The organism is Streptomyces sp. NPDC057939 (genome assembly GCF_042887545.1).
Classification (GTDB): domain Bacteria; phylum Actinomycetota; class Actinomycetes; order Streptomycetales; family Streptomycetaceae; genus Streptomyces.
Window position 1 is genome coordinate 69,160 of record NZ_JBHVPG010000002.1, and the last position, 12,121, is coordinate 81,280.

The following is a 12,121-nucleotide window of genomic DNA, read 5'->3' on the forward strand; positions in this document are numbered from 1 at the left end:
TTCACTCCTGTCCGCACAGATCGCGGAGGGTGGCCACCAGCGTGTCGCGCGCCAGCGGAACCCTGTACGCGTTGGCGGGGACCGTGCGGGCGGCGGAGAGTTCCTCGACCGCGGCTGCCACGAACCGGTCCGCGTCGGCCGGGGCGCCCCGCAGGACGGCTTCCGCGCGCGTCGCGCGCCAGGGCCTGGTCGCCAGTCCGCCGAGGACGACGCGCACGTCCTTGATCGTGTGCCCGTCGAGATCGACCGCCACGGCGACCGACGCCAGCGCGAAGGTGAAGGAGGCCCGGTCGCCGACCTTGCGGTAGCGGGAGCGGGCCGCCATCGGCAGCGCGGGCAGTTCGACCGCCGTGATCAGTTCTCCGTGCCCGAGCACGGTGTCCCGCTCGGGGTGGTTCCCGGGCAAGCGGTACAAGGTGGTGACGGGAATGCGGCGCGTGCCCGATGGGCCCAGTACGCACACCGTCGCGTCCACGGCGCACAGCGCCACGGCCAGGTCGGAGGGGTGCACGGCCGCACAGCTCCGCGACGCGCCCAGCACCGCGTTGTGCTCGGCGTGCCCCTGCGCGGCGGCACAACCGGATCCGGGTTCCCTCTTGTTGCACGGGGTCTCCACGTTCAGGAAGTAGGGGCACCGCGTGCGCTGCATCAGGTTCCCCGCCAGGGTGGCCATGTTGCGCAACTGCGGTGAGGCACCGGCCAGAAGCGCCTGCGAGACGACCGGGTAGCGCTCGCGCATCTCGGGATGGGCGGCGAGATCCGCGTTGCGGACGGTGGCTCCGATGCGTACGCCGCCTCCGGGGAGGGCTTCGACGCCGTCCAGGGCGAGGCCGGTGACGTCGACCAGGAGGTGCGGTCGGGCGATGCCCAGCTTGAGGTGGTCGAAGAGGTTCGTGCCGCCGGCCACGTACTCGGCCCCGGGATCGCCCTCGACCAGCGCGACGGCCTCCCGAACGGTGGAGGGGCGTTCGTAGCGGAACGGTTTCATGTCCCGTTTCCCGGCTCTGCCGCCTCCATCAGAGCGCGCACATCGAGCGGCAGCCCACGGATCCGGTGACCGGTGGCGTGGTGGACGGCATTGGCGATGGCCGCGGCCGTCCCGACGATGCCGATCTCGCCGACGCCCTTGGACCCCGTGGGACTCGTGTGGAAGTCCTCCTCGTCGATGCAGATCGCCTCGATCCCGGGAGCGTCGGCGAAGGTCGCCACGTGGTAGGCGGCCAGGTCGCGGGTGTGGAAGTGCCCGTACGTCCGGTCGATGACGCCCACCTCGCACAGCGCCATGGACAGGCCCATGACCATGCCGCCGACCAACTGCGATCGCACCGTGACGGGATTGATCACGCGCCCCACGGCGAAGACGCCGAGCATGCGCGGCACCCGGATCTCCCTGGTCGACGTGTCCACGGTGACCTCGGCGAACTGCGCCCCGAACGCGTGCTGGGAGTGGGTGCGCGGCGTGGCGAGTTCGTCGAGGGTGTCGGCGGTGGCCTCCAGGCCGCCGTCCGGCACGCGGCCGCCGCACCGTCCGATGGCGGAGCGCAGACCCTCGCAGGCACGCACCACCGCTGTCCCCCACGATGTCGTCCCGCTCGACCGCCCGGCCCAACTGGCCGCCGGGTGGGCGCTGTCGCCGACCTCGACCGTGACCCGCTCCACGTCGACGCGCAGGGTGTCGGCGGCGATCTGGGCCAGGACCGTGCGCGCCCCGGTACCGATGTCAACGGCCGCGATGCGCACGGTGTAGCGGTCGAGGTCATCGGTGCGCGCGCTCGCCCGGGAGGGGAACCGGTATTGCGGAATGGTCGACGCGGCCACGCCCATGCCGACGAGCCGGCGCCCGTCGCCGCGTTCCGCTCGGAGGCGGTCCCGGTCGGCCCAGCCGAACCGCTCCGCCCCCAGACGCAGGCAGGCGGCGAGGTTGCGGGTGCTGAAGGGCCGACCGCTGTGCGGATCGTTCGCGGTGTCGTTGCGCAGGCGCAGTTCGACCGGGTCGACGGAGCACGCGACGGCCAGTTCGTCCATGGCGGACTCCAGCGCGAACATTCCCGGGCATTCTCCCGGCGCTCGCATCCAGGTCGGGGAGGGAACGTTCAGCCGCGTCCGCCAGTGCCTGGTCTCGCGGTTCGGCGCCGCGTACATGGTGCGGGTGGGTGCGGCCGGGTACTCGCAGTGGTCGCTCGTCAAGGACGTCTGCTCGAACGACACGTGCGACACGGCCAGGAGCCGCCCGTCCGCCTCCGCCCCGAGACGGACGCGCTGCACGGTCGGCGGCCGGTACCCGGCGACGACGCTGAGCTGCTCCCGGGTGAGGGCGGTCCTGACCGGCCGTCCGACGACGAGTGCCGCCACGGCGGCGAGGACGAGATGTGCTCTCGGCGCGGCCTTCGAACCGAAGCCTCCCCCCACGTGTCGGGCGATGACGCGCACCTGGTCGGGGCTGATCCCGAAGAGCCGCGCGAGGATGTCGCGCGTGCCCGAGGGTCCTTGCGTGGTGTCGAAGACGGTCAGCGCGCCGTCGTGCCAGTACGCGACGGTCCCGTGCGGTTCGAGGGCGTGATGGTGGTACAGCGGAGTGGTGTAGGTGGCCTCGATCCGTACCGGTGCGTGCGACAGGGCGTACTCCACGTCGCCGTGCGAGCAGTCGGTGGGAAAAAAGGGGCCGTGGTCCGGAGGCCGGTGGAATCCGTCTCCCGGGGTGTCGGGGCTCAGCCGGTGCGGACCGGGGGCGTAGTCGACGCGCACCGTCCGCGCCGCCTCGTGGGCGATCCGAGGGGTTTCGGCGACGACCGCGGCGACGAACTGGCCCCGGTGGACGACCGATCGGGACTGGAGGACGGCGAGGTCGGCGCCGTCCGTCCCGTTCAGGCGGGGGCAGTTGGCCGCGTGCAGCACGGCCAGTACTCCGGGCCGGGCGAGGGCGTCCTCGGGGTGAACACCCGTGACCCGCCCGTGAATCATCTCCGCCGGGACCACCGCCACGTGCGCCAGCCCCGGCAGGGCCACGTCCGCTGTGTAGCGAGCGCTGCCCGTGACCTTCTCCCGCGCCTCCCGCCGAGGAGGGGACGCGCCGATGGACGCACCGCCGGACCCGCCGGCGGGCGCGCGCCTCACGGCGCCACGTCCGTGATCGCGGCGACGATGTTCTGGTACGCGCCGCAGCGGCACAGGTTCCCGCTCATGCGTTCACGGATCTCCGGCGCCGACAGGGCCCGCCCGGAGCCGGGCCGACCGGTCACGGAACTGGGCCATCCGCGGGCGGCCTCGTCGAGCATCCCGATGGCGGAGCACAGTTGGCCGGGGGTGCAGAAGCCGCACTGGAAGGCGTCACGGGTGATGAACGCCTCCTGCAACGGGTGGAGATCCGGCCCGCCGAGGCCCTCCACCGTCACGACGCGCGCGCCGCCGCAGGCGACGGCAAGGGTCAAGCAGCTGTACACGCGCCGTCCGTTCACCAGAACGGTGCAGCATCCGCAGTGGCCCCGATCGCAGCCGGCCTTGGCTCCGGTCAGACCGAGGTGATCGCGCAGGACGTCCAGGAGCGACAACCTGGTGTCGACCATCGGGCGGCGATCCTCGCCGTTGACGTTGAGCACGACTTCCACGTGGACCACCGGGGTGGCCTCGGCCCCGTGGACTGCCGGGGCCTTCTCGACAACCCCGGGTGATTGGGCTCCGACCATGAGGCACGACCCCCGTTCCAGCGCTGCGGGCCCTGCTCGCACCGGCGGGCGGGCCCTCGTATTCCCGCGGCTCCACGCTACGCCCCTACTGGATCTTCCGCCTTACGAGCGAGGCGGCCGGAAACGGAGCCCTTACTCCATGCGCGTTCATCGCCACGGGACATCCCCTGCCGCAGAGCCGACGGACGGCCACTCCGTGCGATGGTGCCCGTACATTCGGCTACGGGCAAGGAAGAGCCATGAACTCTGCGGCGGGCGTCCTGGGCGTGCATTCCGAGGTCGGAAGGCTGCACAAGGTGCTCGTGTGCGCCCCCGGTCTGGCCCACCGGAGACTCACCCCGAGCAATGCGGACGACCTGCTCTTCGACGACGTGATGTGGGTGGAGAACGCCCAGCGCGACCACGCCGACTTCGTCAACAAGCTCCGCGTCCGCGGGGTGGAGGTGGTCGAGCTCCACGAGCTCCTCGCCGAGACGCTGGCGGTCCCGGGTGCCAGGGACTGGCTGTTGGACCGCAAGATCGTGCCCAACGAGGTCGGTCTCGGACTCATCGACAGCACCCGCGGCTTCCTGGAGTCGCTCACGCCGGCGCAGTTGTCCGAGTTCCTCATCGGCGGTCTCGCCACGACGGACCTGCCCGACGAGTTCCGGACGCCGTACGTCGCGCTGGCCAGGGAGTCCACCGGCGTGCGCGAGTACCTGATGCCGCCGCTGCCCAACACCCTGTACACGAGGGACACCACCTGCTGGCTGTACGGCGGACTCACCCTGAACCCCCTGTACTGGCCGGCGCGCCACGACGAGACGCTGCTCATGAAGGCCGTCTACACCTTCCACCCCGACTTCAAGGACGCCACCGTGTGGTGGGGCGACCCCGAACGGGGTTGGGGCCAGGCCACGTTCGAGGGCGGGGACATCATGCCCGTCGGCAACGGCGTGGTCCTCATGGGCATGAGCGAGCGCACGTCCCGGCAGGCCGTCACCCAGGTGGCCGAGTCCCTGTTCCGCAACGGGGCGGCCGAGCAGGTCATCGTGGCCGGGATGCCCAAGCTGCGGGCGGCGATGCACCTGGACACCGTGTTCACCTTCGCCGACCGGGACATCGTCACGCTCTACCCGAAGATCATGGACTCGGTCCACACGTTCACGCTCCGGCCCGGCGACGCGCCGTCCGGGGTGCACGTGACCGACGAGGGCTCGCGCGCCTTCGTCGAGGTCGTGGCTGCCGGCCTGGGACTGCCTTCCCTGCGGGTCATCGAGACCGGCGGCGACGTGTACGCCTCCGAACGGCAGCAGTGGGACAGCGGCAACAACGCGGTCGCCCTGGAGCCGGGGGTCGTCTTCACCTACGACCGCAACACCCAGACCAACACGCTGCTGCGCAAGGCCGGGGTCGAGGTCATCACCATCGTCGGCGCCGAACTGGGCAGGGGCCGCGGCGGCGGCCACTGCATGACGTGCCCGCTCATCCGGGAACCCGTCGCCTTCTGACGTCCCGTACGCCCGGGGGCAGCGTCCCTTCCCCCGGGCCGCCGCACCCGGCCGACCACTCCCGAGCGCCGTCGAGGAACCGCATGTCCCAGGCAGAAGCGACCGCGTCACCGGGCTCCGCGCCGGCGGCGAAACTCCCCCTCTTCACCCTCACGGCCCTGGTGGTCGGGTCCATGGTCGGCGCGGGCGTCTTCTCCCTGCCGCGCCGCTTCGCCCAGGAGACGGGCGTGGCCGGCGCCCTCATCTCGTGGGCGGTCGCGGGCACGGGCATGCTGATGCTCGCCTTCGTCTTCCAGACGCTCGCCGTGCGCAGGCCCGAGCTCGACGCGGGGGTCTACGCCTACGCCAAGGCCGGGTTCGGCGAGTACCTGGGCTTCTTCTCGGCCTTCGGGTACTGGGCGAGCGCCTGCGTCGGCAACGTGACGTACTGGGTCCTGATCATGTCCACGATCGGAGCCGTCGTTCCGGCCCTCGGGGACGGCGACACCGTCCTGGCGGCCGTCCTGTCGTCCGTCGGGCTGTGGCTCTTCTTCTCCTTCATCCGGCGGGGCGTGAAGGAGGCCGCGGCGATCAACAGGATCGTCACCGTCGCCAAACTCGTCCCCATCATCGTCTTCATCCTGCTGGCGCTCTTCTGCCTCGACCCGGGCGTGTTCGCCGACAACTTCGCGGGCGCCGACTACGCCGGGTCGCTCTTCAACCAGGTGCGCGGCACGATGCTGGCCACCGTGTTCGTGTTCCTGGGGGTGGAGGGGGCGAGCGTGTACTCGCGGCACGCGGAGCGCCGCGAGGACGTCGGGCGGGCCACCATCCTCGGCTTCCTCAGCGTGTTCGCCGTGTTCGCGTCCGTGACGGTCGTCTCCTACGGGATCCTGCCGATGAGCGAGATCGCGGAACTCCGCCAGCCCTCCATGGCCGGTGTGCTGGAGGCCGCCGTCGGCACCTGGGGCCAGGTGCTGATCAGCATCGGGCTCATCGTCTCCGTCCTGGGGGCCTACCTGGCCTGGACGTTGATGGCGGCCGAGGTGCTGTTCGTGGCCGCCAAGGACAAGGACATGCCGCGCTTCCTCGCCCGCGCCACCGCCCAGGACGTTCCGGTGCCGGCGCTCGTCATGACGACCCTGCTGTCGCAGATCGTGCTGGTCGTCACCCTGTTCTCCGACGACGCCTTCAACTTCGCCCTCGACCTGACGAGCTCCCTCTCGCTCATCCCCTTCCTCCTCGCCGCGGCCTTCGCCGTGAAGGTGGCCCTCGCGCCCGCGGACGAGGCCGGTGGGGGCCGCCGGCGCGAACTCGTGGTGTCCGTACTGGCCACCCTCTACACGGCCTTCCTGATCTACGCGGCGGGTCCGAAGTTCGTGTTGATCTCCTTCATCCTGTACGCGCCCGCGACCGTCCTGTTCGTGATGGCCCGGCGCGAGCAGGGGCGCAGGCTGTTCTCCCCGCGCGAGGTGGTCATCCTCGTCGTCTCCGTCATCGGCGCCATCACGGGGATCGTCGCCCTGGCCACGGGCTGGATCGAGCTCTGAGGCGGGAGGACTCCCGCACGACCTCCCCGGCCTCCCCCGCCTCCCCACCTCCCGCTCCAACCGCTCGCGGCGGCTTGACGGTTGTCCGGTGTCGGGTTGCCCGGGTCGCTGGTGCGTGCCCTCCAACTGTGGTTACCTGGGGGCATGACCACCGTACTCGTGACCCGTCGCCACGTGGACTACGTGCGTGTCACGACAACGGCCTGTCCCGCCGCCCTCTGACGCGGCGCCGCGACCGAAGTCGCACCTCCTCCCGATTCCCGCGCACCGTGCCACCGCTGCTGCCCCTCCGCGGGCCCGGCTCACGGCACGCTGCCGCTCGGTGACCCCTCCCGCGCCGTAGTCCCCCCGTAGGCACGGGCTCCGTCGGAGCTCCGTGCGGCGGGCTCCCCTCCCGTGCCACCGCCACTCATCGGCGCCGCACCGCACCACACCACATCGCCCGGCTCCGCCCTGCCCTGCCGGGCACCGTACGCGTACCAAGGAGAAGCATGAGCCAGCCGATCGACGCCGTCACCGCAGGCCACACGCCCCAGGACGAGGCGAGCGGCCCCGACACCTCGGCCTGGTCGTTCGAGACGAAGCAACTGCACGCGGGGGCCGCCCCCGACCCGACCACCGGCGCGCGGGCGGTTCCGATCTACCAGACCACCTCGTTCGTCTTCCGCGACACCCAGCACGCGGCGGACCTCTTCTCCCTCGCCGAGCCCGGAAACATCTACACCCGCATCCACAACCCCACCCAGGACGTCTTCGAGCAGCGGATCGCCGCGCTCGAAGGCGGAGTCGCCGCCGTCGCCCTCTCATCCGGCCAGGCGGCCGAGGCGCTGGCCATCCTGAACGTGGCCGGCGCGGGCGACCACATCGTCTCCAGCGCCTCCCTCTACGGGGGCACCTACAACCTGTTCCGGCACACGCTGCCGAGGTTCGGCATCGAGGTGTCCTTCGTCGACGACCCGGACGACCTCGATGCGTGGCGCGGCGCCATCCGGCCCGGGACGAAGGCCCTGTTCGCGGAAACCCTCGGCAATCCGCGCGGCAACGTGCTGGACGTCCGCGCCGTCGCCGACGTGGCGCACGAGGCCGGGCTGCCGCTGATCGTCGACAACACGGTGCCCACCCCGTTCCTCCTGCGCCCCATCGAGCACGGCGCCGATGTCGTCGTCCACTCGGCGACGAAGTTCCTCGGCGGCCACGGCACGACCATCGGCGGTGTCGTCGTCGACGCCGGAACCTTCGACTTCGGCGCCCACGCCGAGCGTTTCCCCGACTTCAGCGAGCCGGACCCCAGCTACCACGGCCTGCGGTACTGGCCGGCGCTGGGACCGGGCGCGTACGCGGTCAAGCTGCGCGTGCAGCTGCTGCGCGACCTCGGTCCGGCGATCGCGCCGCACTCCGCCTTCCTCCTCCTCCAGGGGGTGGAGACGCTGAGCCTGCGCCTGGAGCGCCACACGTCCAACGCGCAGGCGCTGGCGGAGTGGCTGGAGGGGCGTGACGAGGTCTCGGTCGTGCACTACCCCGGACTGCCCTCCAACCGCTGGTACGAGGCCGGGCGCCGCTACCTGCCGCGCGGCGCCGGAGCCGTGCTCGCCTTCGAGTTGGAGGGCGGCGCCGAGGCGGGCAGGCGTTTCGTGGACGCGGTCGAGCTCTTCAGTCACCTCGCCAACATCGGTGACGTGCGCAGCCTCATCATCCACCCCGCTTCCACCACCCACAGCCAGCTCGACGAGGCGCAGCTCGCGGCCACCGGAACCTCCCCCGGGTTGGTGCGCCTCTCCGTCGGCATCGAGAACCTCGCCGACCTCAAGGCCGACCTGGAGGCCGGCTTCCGGGCGGCGAAGGAGGCGTCCTGAACCCCGACGGGCCGCCCCCGCCACCGGCGGGCGCTCCCGTGGGTCCCCCTCCGGCCACCGGCGCGTGGCGGGAGGGGGACCCGGCGGGGCACCGGCGGTGGCACCACCGGGTGGGTGACCTGCGGTTGGAGGGCGGCGGTCGGCTGCCGGGCGTGACCCTGGCGTTCGAGACGTGGGGGCGTCTCGACCCCGACGCCTCGAACGCGGTCCTCGTGCTGCACGCGCTCACCGGTGACAGTCACGTCGCCGGTCCGGCCGGGCCCGGTCATCCCACGCACGGTTGGTGGGACGCGCTGGTCGGCCCGGGTCTGGCCCTCGACACCGACCGCTGGTTCGTCGTCGCCCCGAACGTCCTCGCCGGCTGTCAGGGCAGCACCGGGCCCGCCTCGCTCCGTCCCGACGGCCGCCGCTGGGCGGGCTCGTTCCCCCGGTTGACGCAGCGCGACCAGGTGCTCGCCGAGGCGGGGCTCGCCGACGCGTTGGGCATCGACCGGTGGGCGCTGGTGGTCGGCGGGTCCATGGGCGGGATGCGCGCCCTGGAGTGGTCGGTGTCGTTTCCGCGGCGGGTGGCGGCGTTGCTGCTGCTCGCCTGTCCCGCGGCGGCGAGCGCCGACCAGATCGCGTGGACCTCGGCGCAGCTCCACGCGATCCGCGCCGACCCCCACTGGCGGGGCGGCGACTACCACGACGCAGGACCGGGGCGCGGCCCGCACATCGGTCTCGGCGTCGCCCGCCGCATCGCCCACACCACCTACCGCGGCGCCGCGGAGCTCGAAGCCCGGTTCGGCCACCGCCCGCAGGACGGGGAGGTCCCTCGGCTGGGCGGCCGCTACCAGGTCGAGTCGTACCTCGACCACCAGGCGGCCAAGCTGGTCCGGCGCTTCGACGCGGCCAGTTACGTCGTGCTGTGCGAGGCGATGAACGCCCACGACGTCGGCCGGGGCAGGGGCGGCACTCGCTCCGCCCTCGGCCGGGTCGGGGCGCGGACGCTGGTGGCGGGGGTGGACTCCGACCGGCTCTACCCGCTGTCGCAGCAGGCGGAGTTGGCCGCGGGGATCCCCTCGGCGGACGGGGTCCGGGTGATCGCATCGCCGTTCGGCCACGACGGTTTCCTCATCGAGACGGAACAGGTCGCGGTGCTGGTGCGGGAGCTCCTGGACGACGGCCACGACGCACGGGGTGCGCGGGATCTCCGCAGCTCCGCGAATTCGTCGAACGGATGAGCCCCGCGCCGGTACCCTGCCCGGCGTGATCGAAATGGTGGGCCGGTTGTGGCGTCGGCGGAACGGGCGCGGCCCCGGGGCGGCGGCCGCGGAGCCGTGGCACGTCCTGGAGGGCGTGCCCGAGGGGCAGGAGGAGATACCCGGGCTGCTCCGCGGCCTGCTCACGCCCGGGAGCCGGCACCGGCAGGTCTCGTGGGACCGTCTGGAGCCCTACCTGGGCTGGTGGCGGAAGCCGGGCATCCTGCGGCCGCTGCTCTCGGAGTTGCTGGTCGTGCTTCCCGAGCTCGATCGACGGCACCGGATCGGCGTGCTCGACGTGGTCATCCGGACCGCCGACGCCCTCCGAGCGGGGTCGCTCCGCGCGGACGCCCTCCTGGAGGCCGTCCTGGTCGATGGCCAGCGTGCCGCCGCCGCCCTGCTCTCCGACGACTGCCCCGAGGTCCGCGCGGCCGCCGCCGGAGCCGCGGAACACGTACGGGCGGCCGATCCGGCCACGTTCGAAGCCCTGCGGCGACAGGCCGACGTGGAGTCCGACCCCTACGTACTGGGCTGCCACCTCCTGGCCGCCGGCGAGGTCCTGGCCGCGCTCGGCGCGACGGCTCCCCCCGACTGGTGGGAGTCCTGGCTGGACCACGCGGATCCGCACGTGCGGCTCGCCGCCCGAACCGCGCAGCCGGCGGCGGGGCAGGCGGCCCGCGCGGAGGAGACCGCCGCACGGGGCGAAACCTCCGGACAGTCCGCGCCGCGTCGAGCGGCCGTCGACCGGGCCGGCGAACTGCTGCGCACCAGGCGTCATCCGCCGACCGGTACCTGGGAGACGGTCCTCGCGGGACTGGCCGACGACGACAGCCTCGTGGCCGGCGCGGCCGGCGCGATCATCGCCGACGCGGGCACCCGGATCTCCCCGTACACCGATCTGCTGCTCCCGTTCGCCCGGCGGGAAGGGCACACCTCCGGCAACGTCATGAGGGGCCTCATCGGGGCGGGTGATCCGCGGGCCCTGCCGCTCGTCCTGAAGCGGTCACACGATGCGTGGCTGGGCGTCGCGTCCCTGCCCGCGCGGTGGGCCCCGGAGGTGCTGCCCGCGCTGCGCGTCCGGCTCGCGGGCGACCGGCCCGAGGAGGCCCTGCTGATCCTCGCCGGTTGGGGTCCGACCGGCGCACCGGCCACCAACGAGCTGATCGGACTGCTCGACACCCCGCACGCGCGGTCGGCGGCCGCGGTGCTCGGCGGAATCGGACCCGCGGCGGGCAGGGCGGCGGGCCTCCTGCACGACCTCGCCCGGGGCGACCTGCGCCCATCGCGCTTCCGCCACCACGGGTACCGCGAGCCCCCGCGCCGGCACGGCGCCCAGACCGCGGCCTGGGCCCACTGGCGGATCACGGGCGATCCGCGGCCGGCGGTCGACGTCATCGGTGCGGCGCTCCGTACCGGGCGCGGCCGGGTGGTGCTGTCCCACCTCGCCGACCTGGGGCCGCTCGCGGCCGACTGCTCCGACGACGTCGCGCCCCTGCTCGGCAGCCTCGGCGAGTGGACCCGGGTCGGCGCCGCCGGGGCGTGGTGGCGGCTGACGGGTGACGCGGACACCGCCGTGGCGGCCCTGCTCCCCGAACTGCGGCGGCTGTCGGACCACGCGGCCGATCCGCTCCTCCTGCGGGCCGTCGACCTGCTCGGCGCGATCGGCCGTCCGGCCGCCGCGGCCGTACCGGCCCTCACCGCGGTCATCGCCTCCGAACGCCGCTACGGCGCGAGCATCGTGCTCGACGAGCAACTGTGCCGCGCCGCGCGCACCGCGCTGGCCGCGATCGGCTGACGGGGCCGGAGCCCGCCTTGCGGCCCGTACTCAGGGCAGCCGGCGCGGACCGGTCTCCTTCTTCCGCGAGACGATCAGGAGCGAGAGTGCACCGGTCACGACCAGACTGCCGATCAGGATCATCGCGACGCCGATCACGAAGAGCCCGCTGCCGTCGTCCGACCAGTCGTAGAAGGCGGCACCGGCCAGGCCGAGGCTCGTGCCGAGCACGGCCGCCGTGACGTAGCGGCGGGACGCCGCCCAGTACACCGGCACCAGCAGGGTCAGCACGAGCCCGATGACCTGCCACGCCTCGTAGGGGCCGGTCGTGGAACCGTCCGGGTGCACGTCCCGTTGCTGGTCCCAGCCCAGCCACGCGGCCCACAACGCTGCCGCCACCGCGACGAGCAGCAGGGTCACGAGCAGTTCGGATACCGGCTTCCGCAATCCATTTCGCATGGCCCCAGTCTCGGCTCCCCCACGCGGCCCGGACAGAGTGGGAGTACTCAAACGCACCTGAGTAGGTTCGCTGTCGGTGCGACGGTCTAGCC

General features: G+C 72.7%; 9 protein-coding genes. 5 read left to right on the top strand and 4 right to left on the bottom strand.

The features are described 5' to 3' along the window. Position 1 precedes the first annotated feature (1 nt). The 3 genes from ACFVS6_RS02600 to ACFVS6_RS02610 are packed head-to-tail and all read right to left on the bottom strand — an operon-like array spanning position 2 to position 3,683. Positions 2-988, bottom strand: a complete 987-nt coding sequence (locus ACFVS6_RS02600; protein ID WP_389700108.1) for an FAD binding domain-containing protein — start codon at positions 986-988, stop codon at positions 2-4. After that, a complete protein-coding gene (locus tag ACFVS6_RS02605) occupies positions 985-3,114 on the bottom strand; it encodes a xanthine dehydrogenase family protein molybdopterin-binding subunit (RefSeq protein WP_389700109.1) in 2,130 nt (709 codons plus the stop codon). Before ACFVS6_RS02605 ends, ACFVS6_RS02600 begins: the two co-directional genes overlap by 4 nt. Continuing rightward, entirely contained in the window at positions 3,111-3,683 is a 573-nt protein-coding gene (locus ACFVS6_RS02610) for a 2Fe-2S iron-sulfur cluster-binding protein (protein WP_389700110.1), read from the bottom strand. The genes ACFVS6_RS02605 and ACFVS6_RS02610 overlap by 4 nt, the downstream gene beginning before the upstream one ends. Before the next feature lie 239 nt (positions 3,684-3,922). On the opposite strand from ACFVS6_RS02610, the gene ACFVS6_RS02615 reads away from it, so the two are divergent. The 5 genes from ACFVS6_RS02615 (at position 3,923) to ACFVS6_RS02635 (ending at position 11,591) form a co-directional block, all read left to right on the top strand. Beyond that, the gene (locus tag ACFVS6_RS02615) at positions 3,923-5,173 is read left to right on the top strand and encodes an arginine deiminase (RefSeq protein WP_389700111.1); all 1,251 of its coding nucleotides are present in this window, start codon (positions 3,923-3,925) and stop codon (positions 5,171-5,173) included. Between the two features lie 83 nt (positions 5,174-5,256). After that, positions 5,257-6,702 carry a basic amino acid/polyamine antiporter gene (locus ACFVS6_RS02620; protein ID WP_389700112.1) on the top strand — a complete coding sequence of 482 codons (1,446 nt, stop codon included), beginning with the start codon at positions 5,257-5,259 and terminating at the stop codon, positions 6,700-6,702. A 491-nt stretch (positions 6,703-7,193) separates the two neighbouring features. Beyond that, entirely contained in the window at positions 7,194-8,555 is a 1,362-nt protein-coding gene (locus tag ACFVS6_RS02625) for a bifunctional o-acetylhomoserine/o-acetylserine sulfhydrylase (RefSeq protein ID WP_389700113.1), read from the top strand. A gap of 38 nt (positions 8,556-8,593) precedes the next feature. Continuing rightward, on the top strand, positions 8,594-9,778 hold the full coding sequence (locus ACFVS6_RS02630; protein WP_389700114.1) for a homoserine O-acetyltransferase: 1,185 nt from the start codon (positions 8,594-8,596) through the stop codon (positions 9,776-9,778). 25 nt (positions 9,779-9,803) lie between these two features. Further along, a complete protein-coding gene (locus tag ACFVS6_RS02635; RefSeq protein ID WP_389700115.1) occupies positions 9,804-11,591 on the top strand; it encodes a hypothetical protein in 1,788 nt (595 codons plus the stop codon). 30 nt (positions 11,592-11,621) lie between these two features. Here ACFVS6_RS02635 and ACFVS6_RS02640 read toward each other — a convergent pair whose 3' ends face one another. Beyond that, positions 11,622-12,029 (bottom strand): hypothetical protein, encoded by a 408-nt coding sequence (locus ACFVS6_RS02640; RefSeq protein WP_389700116.1) that lies wholly within the window; start codon positions 12,027-12,029, stop codon positions 11,622-11,624. Positions 12,030-12,121 lie beyond the last annotated feature (92 nt).